Source organism: Streptomyces sp. NPDC002734 (genome assembly GCF_040295685.1).
Lineage (GTDB): Bacteria > Actinomycetota > Actinomycetes > Streptomycetales > Streptomycetaceae > Streptomyces.
This window is the reverse complement of sequence record NZ_JBEOVU010000015.1, coordinates 133,373-147,630: the sequence shown is the minus strand read 5'-3', so window position 1 is coordinate 147,630 and position 14,258 is coordinate 133,373. Positions and strand designations below refer to the sequence as shown.

Here is a 14,258-nt window from a genome sequence, read left to right as displayed (position 1 = left end):
GGCGTCCGGGCATCCGGTTCCGTCCCTTCGCGCCGAGCACGCTGCTGACCACGGCGATGTCGGTGCCCCTGGTGCTGGGCCTTCCACTGCTGCTGCCGCTGGTGGTGATGAACCAGCCGGGGGGTGGGGCGCGGGACACCGCCTACTGGCTCCAGGCCGGTCTCACCGCGTACTGCGGGGCGCGGCTGTCCGCCATGATCCTGGCCCGCCGCCGCAAGCTGCTGCAGGCCACCTTCTGGATGTTCTGCTACATGGCGATGGGTGTGGCCCCGCTGGCCCAGGCGGTGCTGGGCCGGGTGCCGACGCCCGTGGTGGGCCCGCGCGAGGACCTGGTGCTGGCGATCGCGCTGGTGCTCTTCGGCTGCTGCGCCTTCGACCTGGGGGCGCTGCTGGCGCGTTTCCGGCCGCCGTGGCGGCGCAGGGAGGCCGAGGAGGAACGGGACTTCGGCCGGGCGGCGACCGCGGAGGCGGGCGGGCCGGGTGAGGCGGGCCGGACGTCCGGGGCGGGCGAGGCGGGCGGTTCGGCGGGGGACCGGCGGCAGGGCCGCAAGGGCGGCGACCGGCCGCGCCTGGTGCACCGGCGCCGCGTCCACCTGCTCACCCTGGCGGCCTTCGCCGCGGCGGCGCTGCTGGTGATGCGGCTGGGCGGCCCGGCGGTCTTCTTCTCCAGCCGGCAGGAGATCACCGCCGGCCTGGAGGACGCGGGTCTGTCCGGCAACGGCTCCGAGGCGGGCCAGGCCTTCGTACGAGGCTTCGGCACGGTGCTGCCGCTGATCGCCCTGCTGGTCTACGTCCGGCGCCTGGCGACCTCCCGGCACGCGCGGCGCAGCTGGTCGACGGTGGCCGTCTTCGGGGCCCTGTTCTGCCTGAACGTCGTCGTCAACAACCCGATATCCAACCCGCGTTACTGGTTCCTCACGGTGATGTTCGCGCTGCTGTTCACGGCCTTCCCGGTGAGCGCGGCGCTGTACCGGATGTCGCTGACGCTGGGCGTGGTGGTGGCGCTGCTGCTGTTCCCCTTCGCGGACGCCTTCCGCTACGACGACAACAACACCCGGCCCATCGAGACCACGTCGTTCCTGGAGCCGCTGGCGCTGAAGGACTACGACCAGATCGGGATGTTCGCCAACACGATCACCTACGTGGAGTCCACCGGCCACACCTACGGCAACCAGCTGGCGGGCTGCGTGCTGTTCGCGGTGCCGCGGTCGGTGTGGGAGGGCAAGCCGGTGGACACCGGCGTGATGGTGGGCCAGTGGATGGGCACCCGGAACACCAACCTCTCCTCCCCCGTGTGGGCGGAGCTGTACATCGACTTCGGCGCGGTGGGGATGACGGCGGGGATGGGCCTGCTCGGGTACGCGGCCGCTTGGTTCGACCGGAGGGTGGCGCGGGCGTCGGCCGGCCGGCGGAGCCATCCGGGGCGGCTGCTGCTGATCACCGCCCCGCTGATCGCCGGCTACTCGTTCATCCTGCTGCGCGGGCCGCTGCTCCAGGCGACCGGAAGGGTCGCGATCGCGGCGATGTGCCTGCTGTTCATCACCACCCGCCGCGCGGACCGGGCGGTGCCGGGAAGCTAGCGCGCGGACCGGGCGGTGTCGAGAGCTAGCGCGCGGACCGGGAGGTGCCGGGAAGCTAGCGGAGCTCCACGGGCGGGGTGCGCCGGTCGTCGACCGGCTCCACCCGGACCAGCTCGCCCCAGACGACGTAGCGGTGCTCGGAGGTGTACATCGGCGTGCAGGTGGTCAGTGTGATGTACTTCCCGGGCTTCTTCCGCCCGGACTTCTCCGGCACCTTCTCCAGCACGCCGACGTCGTACTTCGAGGTGCTGGGCAGGATCTCGAAGACCTTGTAGACGTACCACTTGTCCTTGGACTCGAAGACGACCGGGTCGCCCTCGTGGATCTTGTGGATGTTGTGGAACTTGGCCCCGTGGCCGTCGCGGTGCGCGGCCAGGGAGAAGTTGCCGTTCTTCCCGCCGGTCGGCAGGGCCGCCTTGACCGGGTCGGTGTAGTAGCCGGCCGCGCCGTCGTCGAGCACCTTGGGGTCGGTGCCCTTCTTCACCAGGATCTGGTCGTCGTCCATGGCCGGGACGTGGAGGAAGCCGATGCCGTCCTTGGTGTCCAGCTTGCCGGGGACGCCGGCGCCCTGGATCTCCTGTTCCCACAGGTGGCGGACCCGGTCGCTCTCGCGGTCCGCGGCGCGGTCGGCGAGCAGGTTGGTCCACCACAGGGAGTAGACGACGAAGAGGCCGAGGACCACGCCGGCGGTCATCAGGAGTTCGCCCAGGAAGCTGACCAGGGAGGCCACCGGCCCCCGGGCGGGGCGGCGACGGCCGTCCGGCCGGTGCGCGCCGGTGTCCTCGCCGCGCCGGTCGTGCTCTACCACTGCCACTGTGGCCGTCCCCCGTCGTGTGCCGTACTCACCCTGTCACGGGTCCACCAGCACGTCGGGCTTTCCCTTGGCGCGCGGGCGTTCCTCGTCCATCTTGCCCCAGACGATCATCCGGTAGGTGCTGGTGAACTCCGGGGTGCAGGTGGTCAGTGTGATGTAGCGACCCGGTCCGGTGAAACCCGACCCGGGCGGCACGGGCTCCAGGACGGAGACGTTGCCCGGTGACGTGGACGGAAGGATCGAGGTCATCCGGTACACGTAGTACGCCTTGCTGGTCTCCACCACGATCGGGTCACCCGGCTTCAGGCGGTTGATGTAGCGGAACGGCTCGCCGTGGGTGTTGCGGTGACCGGCCAGCCCGAAGTTGCCGGTCCTGTCGCCGGGCATCGCGGTGGGGACGCTCTTCTTGTCGTAGTGCCCGACCATGCCGCGGTCCAGCACCCGTTCCTTGTCGATGCCTTCCGCGATGGGCACCACCACGTCCAGGGTGGGGATGTGCAGGAGGGCGAAACCCTGGCCGGCCTCGAAGGTGCCGGGGTCCCGGGCGCCCTTGTCCCAGCCGTCCTGGAGCTGGACGGTCTCCCGGTCCACGTCGGCGGCGGCGAGGACGTTGGTCCACCACAGCTGGTAGGCGACGAACAGGATCATCAGCACGCCGGTCGTGATGAACAGCTCCCCCACGGCGCGGCTGATCAGCACGCCCGGACCGGGGCGGCGGGCCCGCTCGGCGCGGCGGCGCTCCACCCGCGACAGAGCCCCGCCGCCCTCGCCGGAGCGCGCCCCGCCGTCCTCGGCGGCGTCACCCGCCTCCGCGCCGCGCGGGGCGGCCCGGCGGCCGTGACGGCCCTTGGCGGCCGCCGCGGCGGCCCTCCTGCGCGCGGCCCGGCCGCCCTCGGCGGGCACCGGGTCGGACGGGGAGGCGGAGGAGGCGGACGGATCCTCGTCCGTGTCCCCCGTGCCCCGCGTGCCCGCGGGGTCGTCCGCCGCGGGGTCGTCGGAGGACGCCGGGGCGGGCGGAGGCACGACGGTGAGCCGCATGGTGCTCGACGGGTCCACGGCCCCGCCCCCGGCATGGGCATCGGCCGTGCCGAAAGGGTTCTCCGCGGCCGGGTACAGGAAGGGGTCCACGGGCCCGAGCGGGTCGGCGGGACCCCCCGGGGGCGCCGGGGGTATACGCAGCGCCACCGTCTCGTCGTCCTCGGGGCGCCACCCGGTCACGCCGTGGACCCTCCGACGACCGGGGCCAGACCGGCGGACCGCGCCACCGCGTCCGGGTCGCCGCACTCGGCCAGCCAGTTGGCCAGCATCCGGTGGCCGTGCTCGGTCAGCACCGACTCCGGGTGGAACTGCACGCCCTCGACCGCGAGTTCCCGGTGGCGCAGCCCCATGACGATGCCGTCGGCGGTCCGCGCGGTCACCTCGAGCTCCGCGGGCACCGTCACCGGGTCGGCGGCCAGCGAGTGGTAGCGGGTGGCGGTGAACGGGGAGGGCAGCCCGGCGAAGACGCCCCGGCCCTCGTGCTCGACCGGGGAGGTCTTCCCGTGCAGCAGCTGCGGCGCGCGGTTCACCACGCCGCCGTAGGCCACCTGCATCGACTGCATGCCGAGGCAGACGCCGAAGACCGGCACACCGGCCGTCGCGCAGTGCCGCACCATGTCGACGCAGACGCCGGCCTCCTCGGGCGAGCCGGGGCCGGGGGACAGCAGCACGCCGTCGAAGCCCCGCTCGGCGTGGCCGAGGGTCACCTCGTCGTTGCGCAGCACCTCGCACTCGGCGCCGAGCTGGTAGAGGTACTGGACGAGGTTGAAGACGAAGCTGTCGTAGTTGTCGACAACGAGGATCCGCGCGCTCACTGTTCGTCCACCGTCGCATCGCCGAAGGGAAGAAGCGGCTCGGCCCACGGGAACACGTACTGGAACAGCACGTAGACCGCGGCCAGCGCGAGAATCAGCGAGAGCAGGGCCTTCACCCAGGTGTTGCCCGGCAGATGCCGCCAGATCCAGCCGTACACGGGTACCTACCCCTCCCCTTCGTCACCTTCGGTCGCGATGCCGCCGCACGCCGCCGTGCACCACGGAGGCGTACAGCAACCAGACTAGGGCCTTTCGGAGGCGTTTCCGGCGGGCCTGGCGTACTGGAGGTCCACCGTGCCGGTGTAGCCGGGCAGGGTGCGCACGCCGTCCTCCTCGACCTTCCAGCCCAGGCCGTAGACGTTCACGTAGACCATGTAGTTCTGGATGGCCGGGGACTCGGCGAGGGACTTCTGCAGCCGCTCCGGGTCGCCGACGGCGGTGACCTTGTAGGGAGGGGAGTAGACCCGGCCCTGGAGGATCAGGGTGTTGCCCACGCAGCGCACCGCGCTGGTGGAGATCAGCCGCTGGTCCATGACCTGGATGCCCTCGGCGCCGCCCTTCCAGAGCGCGTTCACCACGGCCTGCAGGTCCTGCTGGTGGATGACCAGGTAGTCGGGCTCCGGCTCGGGGTAGCCGGGCAGCTTCGCGGTGGCGTCCGGCGGGGCGTCGTTGAGCGTGACGGTGACCGCCTCGCCCTTGACCGGGTCGGTGCCCGCCGCCCGCTCGAGCTTCTTGAGCTCGGCGTCCTCCGCCTCGCTGGAGCCCTGCTCACGGGCGGCCAGCTCCTCCACGTCCTCGCGGAGGGCGGCGTTGGACCTCTCCAGCCCGGCGTTCTCCCGGCTGCGCTCGTGGATCAGGTCCGACAGGCGCAGCAGGGAGTCGTCGGTGCGGATGTTGGTGCCCTTGGCCGTGTGGAAGCTGGTCGCGAAGAGCAGACCGGCCAAGGCGAACACGGCCAGCGTGAGGACCCTCACGGGCCGGAACCGGGAGCGGCCGGGGCTGGTGCCCGTCCCGGGGGAGTCGGCAGAATTGCTCAACGTACCCTTGTCTCCTTCGGCGCCGCGGAAGCACTACGCTAACGGACGCCCGGGGGAGTGCTCAGTCGTCCCTTTGCCGTACATCTGAACATCCCTTTGCAGCTGCCCCGGAGCGTGCCCCGTTCCAGCGCGGCCACGCAGCGCATCGACAGGAGAGTCCCTCGTGCCGAAGTCACGTATCCGCAAGAAGGCCGACTACACGCCGCCCGCGGCGAAGACGCAGCCGGCGGCGATCAAGCTGACCAACCGTGCCTGGGTGGCTCCGGTGATGCTGGCGCTGTTCCTGGTCGGTCTGGCCTGGATCGTCGTCTTCTACGTGACGGAGGGCTCGCTGCCTCTCGAGGCGTTCGGCAACTGGAACATCGTGGTGGGCTTCGGCTTCATCGCCGCCGGATTCGCCGTCTCCACCCAGTGGAAGTAACGGTCCGGCCCTCCCGGAGCGGCTGCGGCCGCTAGTTATCCACAGCAGTTATCCACAGGTGGAAAAGAAAAGAAGATCTGTGGATAACCGTCGGGAAGCGGTCCGGATGTGACCGATCCCTCACTGCTCGAATACCTGTTCCCCCTGTAGCTGACCTGCGGAAATCGCTGTCAGTTGCAGGGGGTTCGGCGTTTCCCCAGGTGGGCCCGGATCTGTCACGAACCTGTGGACAGAGCTGTGACTCTGGGCGATGACTCAGGTGAGCTGGGCAGTTCTCAACAGAGTGACGGCGACGACCACGGCCAGGACCAGGACGCAGGAGCCGTACTGGATCAGCGTCCGCCGGGGGCCGCGGGCGTGCAGCATCGCGTAGCCGATCACGCCGCCGGCGACCAGCCCGCCCAGGTGGGCCTGCCAGCCGATGCTCGTGCCGGGGAGCAGGGGCAGAGCCAGGTTCAGCGCCAGCAGCAACAGCATGGGCCGCAGGTCGCGCCGGAGTCGTCGCTGAAGGATCAGGGCGGCGCCGAAGACCCCGAAGACCGCGCCCGAGGCGCCCAGGGCTCCGCTGTTCGGGTTCATCAGGAGGTAACCGAGCGCGCTGCCCGCCAGCCCGGAGACCAGATAGAGCGCCAGGTAGCGCAGGCGCCCCAGCGCCTCCTCCAGCGGTCCGCCGACCATCCACAGGGCGAGCGTGTTCACCGCGATGTGCCACACCTCGATGTGGCTGAACATCGAGGTGACCATGCGGTACCACTCGCCGAGGAAGGCGACGCCCACCGGCCACAGCACCACGTCGTCCGACAGGCCGGGCTGGACCTGGAGGGCGAGGAAGACGGCGAGGTTGACGCCGATGAGGATCTTGGTGACCAGCCGGGTGTCGGAGACCACCGGCGCGCCGGTCAGCGTCCGGGGCCGGGAGGACGCGGTGGCGGATCCGCCGCGCACGCACTCGGGGCACTGGAAGCCGACGGAGGCGCTGATCATGCAGTCGCCGCAGATGGGCCGGTCGCAGCGGGTGCACCGTATGCCCGTCTCGCGGTCCGGGTGGCGATAGCACGTGGGCAGGGTGTGCGCCTGCTCCTGGTTGCCCTGGTTCCCCTGGTCGTCCGCCACGTCCTGCAGATCCCCTCACTCGGACCCGAAAAGTCTCGCCCCGCTCGCCCTAGGTACGGGCGGGCGGGGCGAAAGGTTCCCTCGGCGGTCCCTGCGTCAGCGGGACTCGACGACGACCGACTCGATGACCACGTCGTTGACGGGGCGGTCGGTGCGCGGGTTGGTCTGGGTCGCCGCGATGGCGTCCACGACCTTCTGGCCGGCCTCGTTGGTGACCTCGCCGAAGATGGTGTGCTTGCGGTTCAGCCAGGTCGTCGGGGCGACCGTGATGAAGAACTGCGAGCCGTTGGTTCCCGGGCCGGCGTTGGCCATGGCCAGCAGGTACGGCTTGTTGAAGGAGAGGTCCGGGTGGAACTCGTCCTCGAACTGGTAGCCGGGACCGCCGGTGCCGTTACCGAGCGGGTCACCGCCCTGGAGCATGAAGCCGCTGATGACCCGGTGGAAGACGGTGCCGTCGTAGAGCCGGTCGGTCGTCTTCTGGCCGGTGGCGGGGTTGACCCACTCGCGCTCGCCCTGGGCGAGCTCGACGAAGTTCTTGACCGTCTTGGGCGCGTGGTCCGGGAAGAGCCGGATCTCGATGTCGCCGTGGTTGGTCTTCAGGGTGGCGTAGAGCTGCTCGGCCACGATCTGCCTTCCGTTGTCCTCTGTGACCCCTCGATCCTCGCACGCCCCGTACCTGGAGTCGGGCACCGGCCGTCGTGCGGAGCGGATCGGGTGGTTTCGGTTGCGCGTCCCGGACCGACTCGTTCTCGGAGCGATCTCTTTCGGCCGTCCATGGACCGGGATCGTGACCCGGATGCCCGCTGCGGCATGCCCGATACCGCTTCCGGAGGCATGATCCGACAAAGGGTGGAAAGCCGATGGAAACCGTACGCCACCGAGGAGGAGGAACCCGTGACCCGCAAGAATTGCGCGCGCGCCCGGTCCGGTTCGGCGAAGGACAGCGTGATGCACGCCGGTCAGGCGCTGGCGCCCTACGCCGACACGGCCAGGGTCAGGGCCGCGCAGTACGCGAACGAGGCGCGCGTACGGCTCGCGCCCGTGGTGACTCAGGCCGCAGGGCAGGCCCGTGCCCAGTACGGCGCCCATGTGGCTCCGCGCCTGGCCCAGGCGTCCGCCTACGTGCCGGCCAAGGTCGACTCGGCCGCCCGTGAGGCGGCGTTGAAGACCCGACTGGCGGCCCAGCAGGCCGTCGACTACTCGCGTCCGGTGATCGAGCAGGCCAAGGCCAATGCCGGCCCGGTGCGGGACGAGGCCGCCGCGCGCAGCGCGGCCGCCCTGGCGGCACTGAAGGGGCAGGTGTCCCCCAAGGACATCCAGCGCCTGGTGAAGAAGCGTCGCCGGCGGTCCGCCGTCGGTGGATTCGCCAAGAAGACGGTGATGCTCAGCCTGCTGGGCGCCGCCGCCTACGCCGCCTGGCAGTGGTGGGACAAGCAGGCCAACCCGGACTGGCTGGTCGAACCGCCGGAGGCCACCGAGGTCCCCGACGACGCGAGCAGCCTGACCCCGGAGGACAGCGCGCCTCCGATCGTTCCCACCCCGGAGAACGCCCGCACCGACGAGAACACCGGCCCTTCGACGGTCGGTGAGAAGAACACGCCGGCCTCGTCGGACGACGAGGAGCGCAGCTGACCCCGGGCGTCGCACCGGGTGATGTTTCACGTGGAACATCACCCGCACATCAGGCCCCGGCAGCCTCATTTCCCTGAGGCTGCCGGGGCCTGTTGTCGCTCCCTATTCGAACGAAGTTCCCTCTATAGTTCGAAGACGGCTCCGGCCGGAACATTTCGCCGAGCGCCGCCCCATTCGCACCTCGCTGCCACGCGCTCGGCCAGGGGGTAGGGGAACAGGGGAGGGGCTCGGCGATGACACACGCCGTGAACGAGGGACCCGTGCGGTCCGACGACAGTCCGAACGCCGGGGAAGGCCGCCGCGACCGTCGGCGCCGGCCACGCCGCAAGGTCCTGCGCAACGTGATGATCGGCTGCGCCGTCCTGGCGCTGGTCGCGGGGGGTACGGCCTGGTGGCTGTACGACGACCTGGACGGCAACATCACGTCCGTCGATCTCGACCAGGCGCTGGGCGACGACCGGCCCACCAAGGAGCCGGCGGCCGGTGAGGCGCTGAACATCCTGGTGCTGGGTTCCGACTCCCGCGCGGGCGCCAACGCCGCGCTGGACAAGGGGAACGTGGGCGGGGCCCGCTCCGACACCGCCCTGGTGGTGCACGTCGCGGAGGGCCGTACCGAGGCGGTCGCCGTCTCCATCCCGCGTGACACCCTCGTCGACCGCCCCGCCTGCACCCGCGCCAACGGCGACGAGGTGGGTCCGGCGAAGCGTGTGATGTTCAACTCGGTCTACTCGCAGGTGGGTTCCGCCTGCACCCTGAAGACCGTCGAGACCATGTCCGGGGTTCGCATCGACCACCTGATGGAGATCGACTTCGCGGGCTTCAAGTCGCTGGTCGACGAGCTGGGCGGAGTGACGGTCGACGTCAAGGAGCCCATCCGCGACACCAAGGGCGGGTTCACCCTGGAGCCGGGACAGCACCGTCTGGACGGCACCGAGTCGCTGAAGTTCGTCCGCACCCGCTACGGCTACCGGGACGGCAGCGACCTCGGGCGCATCGGCCTCCAGCAGCAGTTCCTGGTGGCGCTGATGGGTGAGGTGAAGCGGCAGGACCTGCTGGGCGACCCGGTGAAGACCTACAAGATCGCCGACTCGCTCACCGGCGCGCTGACCACCGACTCCGACCTGGCCTCGCTGACCTCGCTGGCCGACTTCGGGCAGTCGCTCCAGGGCATCGACCCGTCGGCCATGGACACCGTGATGCTGCCGGTGAAGTACGACGTCGCCGACCCCAACCGTGTGGTGCCCGCGCAGCCCCTGGCCGACAAGGTCTGGGAGGCGCTGCGCAACGACCGTCCGATCCCCGAGTCGGCCCGGAAGTCCCCGGCCGGCGGCGGCAACTGAGCGGGGGCCGCGGATGACCACGGCAGAGGCCCAGGAGTCCCCCGTCGGCACCGGCGGCCCCGTGTCCGGGCGTCTCACCTTCCGGGAGGCGCTGGGGCGGCTGTCCGGGGCGCAGAAGAGCGCCAAGGGCGTCTCGCTCTACTCCCGGTACGTCAACCGCCCGGTCGGCCGCGTGCTGGCCGCCGGGTCCTACCGCGCCGGGCTCACCCCCAACCAGGTCACCCTGGTCAGCGCGCTGTTCAGCTTCGGCGGCATAGCCGTGACCGCGCTGGCCGACCCGGTCTGGTGGACCGGGCCGGTGGTCTGGCTCGCGCTGGCGACCGGCTTCGCCTTCGACTCGGCCGACGGCCAGCTGGCCCGCCTGCGCGGCGGCGGCAGTCCGGCGGGCGAATGGCTGGACCACGTCGTGGACTGCGCCAAGACGACCGCGCTGCACACGGCGGTGCTGCTGGCCTTCTTCCTGCGACCCGAGGCGTTCGGGACGCGGCGGGAGGCGTGGCTGCTGCTGCCGCTGGGCTTCCTGTTCGCGGCGATCGTGACCTTCTTCGGCGGGCTGCTCACCGAGCAGCTCAAGCGGAAGACCGCGGCCGGCGGACCGGCCGGCCCCGCCGCGCCGCCGTCCCTGGTACGGGCGGTGGCGCTGCTGCCGGTCGACCACGGCGTGTTCTGCCTGGTCTTCCTGCTGCTCGGGGCCGGTCAGGTCTTCCTGTGGGGCTACGCCCTGCTGGGCGCGGCCGCGGCGCTGTACCTGCCGACGTTCCTGGTGAAGTGGTTCAGGGAGCTCAGCCGCGGCTGAGCTCCCCCGCTTCCGGGAGCGGCGGGGCCAGCGAGTCCAGCGCCCGGCGCAGCTGGGTGCTGGACGTGTGGACGGTGTACGGGAAGTAGACGACGTCCACCCCGACGGCCGCGAAGTCCTGCTCCAGCTTGTCCCCCTTGGGGGTCCCCCGCCAGTCGTCACCCTTGAAGAGCACGTCGAAGCGGACCTGCTTCCAGGTCTCCACCTTGTCCGCGACGGTCTCCACGAAGGCGGCGTCCACGTACTTGATGTTCCGCACGATCTCCAGCCGCTCGATGAGCGGGATGACCGGACGGCGCCCCTTGGCCCGTTCGGCCATCTCGTCCGACACCACCCCGGCGACCAGGTAGTCGCACTGCTGCCGGGCATGCCGAAGGATGTTCAAGTGCCCTATGTGGAACAGGTCGTAGGCACCAGGCGCGTACCCCACGCGGTACGGTCTGCGATTCGACACCTTGCGTTTCCCCCCTATGAGAACGCGTTCTACCCCCCTGCGTCTGAATTGACAGTACCGTGCACCCTTCGGGTGGGACAGGTGAACGATTAGGGTGACAAACAGTTCGTTCGCCGCAAGGGGGGCCTGTGACGCGCAACGTGACTGAGCATCAGACCGGGGAGGACCGAATACCCCGGCGCCGCCTGCTGCTCGTCTCCACCAACTACGCGCCGGAACACACCGGCATCGGTCCGTACGCGACCCAGATCGCCGAGCACTGGGCGGCACGGGGGCACGAGACACATGTCCTCGCGGGCATGCCGCACTACCCGGCGTGGTCCGTGGACCCCGACTATCGGGGTGTGTGGCGGACGACCGAGGAGCGGGCCGGGGTGAGCGTCCACCGGCGGCGTCACCTGGTGCCGTCCCGGCAGACCGCCGTGCGGCGCGCCCTGTTCGAGGCGACCGTGCTGGGCCACCAGCTGGTCGCCCCGCCCCGGATGGGCCGCCCGGACGCCGTCCTCGCCCAGCTGCCGAGCCTGGCCGGCGGGGTGGTGGCGTCCCGGCTGGCGGCCCGCTGGATGGTGCCCTTCGTCCCCGTGGTGCAGGACCTGATGGGGGCGGCGGCCGAGCAGAGCGGCATCTCCGGCGGCGACCGGGCGGCGAGCGCCGCGGCCGCGGTCGAGGGGCGCGTGCTGCGCGGCGCCACCCTGGTCGGCGTCATCCACGAGACCTTCGTCGAGCGCGTCGAGGCGCTGGGCGTGGAACGCGGCAGGATCCGCGTGGTGCCCAACTGGTCGCACGTCGCGGCCCCGTCGGGCGACCGCGAGGAGACCCGGGCGCGGCTCGGCTGGGGGGCCGCACCGGTGGTGCTGCACTCCGGGAACATGGGCCTCAAGCAGGGCCTGGAGGTCCTGGTGGGCGCCGCCCGCCTCGACCCGGAGGTCCGCTGGGTGCTGATGGGCGACGGCAACCAGCGCGCCGCGCTGCGGGAGCTGGCCGCGGGGGTGCCCAACGTGGAGTTCCTGCCGTCGGTGGGCAACGACGAGTTCCCCGACGTGCTGGCGGCCGCCGACGTGCTGGCGGTGACCCAGCGGGCGTCCGTGCTGGACATGAGCGTGCCCTCCAAGCTGACCTCCTACTTCGCGGCCGGCCGGCCGGTGGTGGCCTCGGTCGCGGACGGCGGAGGCACCGCAGAGGAGGTGCGGCGGTCCGGCGCGGGCGTGCTGGTGCCGCCGGAGGACCCGGCCGCGCTGCTGGCGGCAGTACGGAGACTGGACGCCGACCGGGCCGCGGCCGACGAACTGGGCGCGCGGGGCCCGCGTCACGTGGCGGCGCACCTGGGCCGGGAGGCCGGGCTGGCCCGTTACGACGCCCTGCTGGACGAGGTCCTGGCGGACCGGGCCGGCACGGCGGCGGGGGAGCAGGAGAACGTGAGAGGGGCGGGAGCATGACCGAGGCCAACGGGGCACCGGCCGGACTGGTGCCGGTGCCGGAGGACGAGCCCGATCTGCTGCGGGACCAGTTCCTGCAGCTGATGCGCTATCCGCGGCTGATCGCGGGCGGCGTCCTGCTGGGCCTGCTGGGCGGCGCCTGGCTGGGGCTGAGCACCGCCGACACCTATGTGGCCACCAGCGACGTGCGGCTGCGGGTCGCCACCGACGACCCGTTCAGCGCCACCCAGTCGGCCTCCAAGCTCGACATGAACACCGAGCGGCAGGACGCGGGCAGCCGCCGCACGGCCGAGCGCGCGGCGGAGAAACTGGGCATAGGCGGCCAGGAGGATGCCTTCCTGTCGGGCCTCCAGGTCACCAACCCGCCGCAGTCGCAGGTCCTCCGGTTCAGCTACACCGCCGCCGACCCCCAGGAGGCGGCGCGCCGCGCCAACGCGGCGGTCGCCGCGTACCTGGCGGAACGCCACCAGGACACCGAGGCCACCCGGGACTCGATGATCAAGGGCCTGAAGAACCAGCTGAACCCGATCGCCAAGCAGCACGAAGAGCTCGCCAAGACCCTCACCAGCAACAGCCCGGAGTCGGACTTCAGCGTCAAGGCCAACCTGCTCAACAAGATCACCGAGCTGAACGACCGGATCAGCAAGCTGGACTCGCTCGACATGACGCCGGGCAAGGTGATCCGCAAGGCGACGCCGCCGACCGCCTCCGACGGCCCCGGCTGGAGCCTGTCGCTGATCCTCGGCGGCACCGGCGGTCTCGCGCTGGGCCTGCTCTTCGCCTGGGTGCGCCTGGTCTTCGACCCGGCCGCCCGGTCCGAGGGCGACGTGGCCCGCGCGCTGCGCGCCCCGGTCCTCGGGTCGCTCCCCCGCACCGACCCCGACGGCCCGCTGCTGGCGGACGACCGCGACGACTCGCCGCTGGCCGAGGAGTACCGGTCGATCGCCTACCGGCTCGCCTACGACCGGCGGTTCGCCGACCGGCGCCGGCTGCTGGTGGCGGCCCCGCGCGGCTCCAGCCGGACGGCGGCCGCCGTCGCGGTCAACCTGGCGGCGACCTTCTCGGAGACCGGCAAGCGCGTCCTGGTCGTCGAGGCGGACCTGCGCCGGCCGTTCCTCACCCATGAGCTGGACGCCCGCGAGCTGTCCCGCCCGTCGTGGACCGACGAGAACGCCGGGGGCGCGGCCGACGAGGAGTGGCCGGGCCGCCGTCGCCTGCTGGTCGACGCGGGCGAGTCCGGCGGCTTCGAGCTGGTCCCCGGAGCCCGGGTGCGCAACGTGGCCCGCTCGCTGACCTCCCCGGAGACCTCACGCCTGGTCGCCGAGGCGGACGACGTGCACGCCACGGTGATCGTCCTGACCCCTCCGGTGTTCGCCTACGCCGACGCGCTCGCCCTGGTGGACCGTGTGGACGGCGTGCTGGTGGTCTGCGACCCCCGCGGCGTCCACCGCGCGCAGCTGGCCCGGCTGCGGGACCTGATCGTCGGCGCGGGCGGTACCGTGCTGGGCGCGGTGATGCACCGCGGGCAGGACACCGAGCCGGTGCGGGACAACCGCGGCCGGGGCCGCAAGCAGAAGAAGGGCGCCGCGCGTCAGGAGCCCAGGGCCGCCGCCGAGCCCGCGCCGCGCCGGCGTCAGGAGCCCACCTACATCCGCCACGAGCACGACGACCAGCCGACGCTCGGGCTGCAGACGGTGTCCCTCCCGCCGGACCGCCAGTGACGGGGACACCCGTCGCCCGGACCCCCGAGCCCTTTGAGCCCCCCGAGACCTCCGAGACCTC

15 protein-coding genes are annotated in these 14,258 nt (G+C 71.7%); 7 read left to right on the top strand and 8 right to left on the bottom strand.

From position 1 onward, the window contains the following. Positions 1 to 56 precede the first annotated feature (56 nt). On the top strand, positions 57 to 1,580 hold the full coding sequence (locus ABT026_RS16010; RefSeq protein ID WP_351115055.1) for a hypothetical protein: 1,524 nt from the start codon (positions 57 to 59) through the stop codon (positions 1,578 to 1,580). A 55-nt stretch (positions 1,581 to 1,635) separates the two neighbouring features. Here the strand turns inward: ABT026_RS16010 and ABT026_RS16005 are convergent, their stop codons facing one another. The 5 genes from ABT026_RS16005 to ABT026_RS15985 all read right to left on the bottom strand — a co-directional run bounded on the left by ABT026_RS16005 (position 1,636) and on the right by ABT026_RS15985 (position 5,284). Further along, the gene (locus ABT026_RS16005) at positions 1,636 to 2,394 is read right to left on the bottom strand and encodes a class E sortase (RefSeq protein WP_502967991.1); all 759 of its coding nucleotides are present in this window, start codon (positions 2,392 to 2,394) and stop codon (positions 1,636 to 1,638) included. Positions 2,395 to 2,430: 36 nt separating this feature from the next. Further along, entirely contained in the window at positions 2,431 to 3,522 is a 1,092-nt protein-coding gene (locus ABT026_RS16000; RefSeq protein WP_502967990.1) for a class E sortase, read from the bottom strand. Positions 3,523 to 3,608: 86 nt separating this feature from the next. Next, complete coding sequence (locus ABT026_RS15995; RefSeq protein WP_351115025.1) at positions 3,609 to 4,247, bottom strand: aminodeoxychorismate/anthranilate synthase component II; 639 nt, start codon at positions 4,245 to 4,247, stop codon at positions 3,609 to 3,611. Then, positions 4,244 to 4,405, bottom strand: coding sequence for a hypothetical protein (locus ABT026_RS15990; protein ID WP_351115024.1), 162 nt, complete (start codon positions 4,403 to 4,405; stop codon positions 4,244 to 4,246). Before ABT026_RS15990 ends, ABT026_RS15995 begins: the two co-directional genes overlap by 4 nt. Positions 4,406 to 4,489: 84 nt before the next feature. Further along, positions 4,490 to 5,284 (bottom strand): DUF881 domain-containing protein, encoded by a 795-nt coding sequence (locus ABT026_RS15985; protein WP_351115022.1) that lies wholly within the window; start codon positions 5,282 to 5,284, stop codon positions 4,490 to 4,492. 163 nt (positions 5,285 to 5,447) lie between these two features. Here ABT026_RS15985 and crgA point away from each other — a divergent pair, with 163 nt between their 5' ends. Further along, a complete protein-coding gene (gene crgA / locus ABT026_RS15980) occupies positions 5,448 to 5,705 on the top strand; it encodes a cell division protein CrgA (protein ID WP_351115021.1) in 258 nt (85 codons plus the stop codon). A 255-nt stretch (positions 5,706 to 5,960) separates the two neighbouring features. Here the strand turns inward: crgA and ABT026_RS15975 are convergent, their stop codons facing one another. Then, positions 5,961 to 6,818 carry a rhomboid family intramembrane serine protease gene (locus ABT026_RS15975; RefSeq protein WP_351115020.1) on the bottom strand — a complete coding sequence of 286 codons (858 nt, stop codon included), beginning with the start codon at positions 6,816 to 6,818 and terminating at the stop codon, positions 5,961 to 5,963. Between the two features lie 96 nt (positions 6,819 to 6,914). Then, positions 6,915 to 7,442 carry a peptidylprolyl isomerase gene (locus ABT026_RS15970; RefSeq protein WP_351115019.1) on the bottom strand — a complete coding sequence of 176 codons (528 nt, stop codon included), beginning with the start codon at positions 7,440 to 7,442 and terminating at the stop codon, positions 6,915 to 6,917. Positions 7,443 to 7,712: 270 nt separating this feature from the next. Between ABT026_RS15970 and ABT026_RS15965 the strand changes: the two genes are divergently transcribed. The 3 genes from ABT026_RS15965 to ABT026_RS15955 all read left to right on the top strand — a co-directional run bounded on the left by ABT026_RS15965 (position 7,713) and on the right by ABT026_RS15955 (position 10,586). Beyond that, the gene (locus ABT026_RS15965) at positions 7,713 to 8,450 is read left to right on the top strand and encodes a DUF5324 family protein (protein ID WP_351115017.1); all 738 of its coding nucleotides are present in this window, start codon (positions 7,713 to 7,715) and stop codon (positions 8,448 to 8,450) included. A 233-nt stretch (positions 8,451 to 8,683) separates the two neighbouring features. Next, on the top strand, positions 8,684 to 9,790 hold the full coding sequence (locus tag ABT026_RS15960) for an LCP family protein (protein ID WP_351115015.1): 1,107 nt from the start codon (positions 8,684 to 8,686) through the stop codon (positions 9,788 to 9,790). Between the two features lie 13 nt (positions 9,791 to 9,803). Next, a complete protein-coding gene (locus ABT026_RS15955) occupies positions 9,804 to 10,586 on the top strand; it encodes a CDP-alcohol phosphatidyltransferase family protein (RefSeq protein ID WP_351115014.1) in 783 nt (260 codons plus the stop codon). Here the strand turns inward: ABT026_RS15955 and ABT026_RS15950 are convergent. Then, complete coding sequence (locus ABT026_RS15950) at positions 10,573 to 11,040, bottom strand: FAD synthase family protein (RefSeq protein WP_351115013.1); 468 nt, start codon at positions 11,038 to 11,040, stop codon at positions 10,573 to 10,575. The genes ABT026_RS15955 and ABT026_RS15950 overlap by 14 nt on opposite strands. A 140-nt stretch (positions 11,041 to 11,180) precedes the next feature. Between ABT026_RS15950 and ABT026_RS15945 the strand changes: the two genes are divergently transcribed. Further along, complete coding sequence (locus tag ABT026_RS15945; RefSeq protein WP_351115011.1) at positions 11,181 to 12,476, top strand: glycosyltransferase family 4 protein; 1,296 nt, start codon at positions 11,181 to 11,183, stop codon at positions 12,474 to 12,476. Then, positions 12,473 to 14,197, top strand: a complete 1,725-nt coding sequence (locus ABT026_RS15940) for a lipopolysaccharide biosynthesis protein (RefSeq protein WP_351115010.1) — start codon at positions 12,473 to 12,475, stop codon at positions 14,195 to 14,197. The genes ABT026_RS15945 and ABT026_RS15940 overlap by 4 nt, the downstream gene beginning before the upstream one ends. Positions 14,198 to 14,258: the final 61 nt, after the last annotated feature.

Bases quoted from the DNA above. Each gene is read 5' to 3' on its own strand.
- ABT026_RS16010 (WP_351115055.1), top strand. From the start codon at position 57: ATGTCGGTGCCCCTGGTGCTGGGCCTTCCACTGCTGCTGCCGCTGGTG.
- ABT026_RS15960 (WP_351115015.1), top strand. From the start codon at position 8,684: ATGACACACGCCGTGAACGAGGGACCCGTGCGGTCCGACGACAGTCCG.
- ABT026_RS15955 (WP_351115014.1), top strand. From the start codon at position 9,804: ATGACCACGGCAGAGGCCCAGGAGTCCCCCGTCGGCACCGGCGGCCCC.
- ABT026_RS15940 (WP_351115010.1), top strand. From the start codon at position 12,473: ATGACCGAGGCCAACGGGGCACCGGCCGGACTGGTGCCGGTGCCGGAG.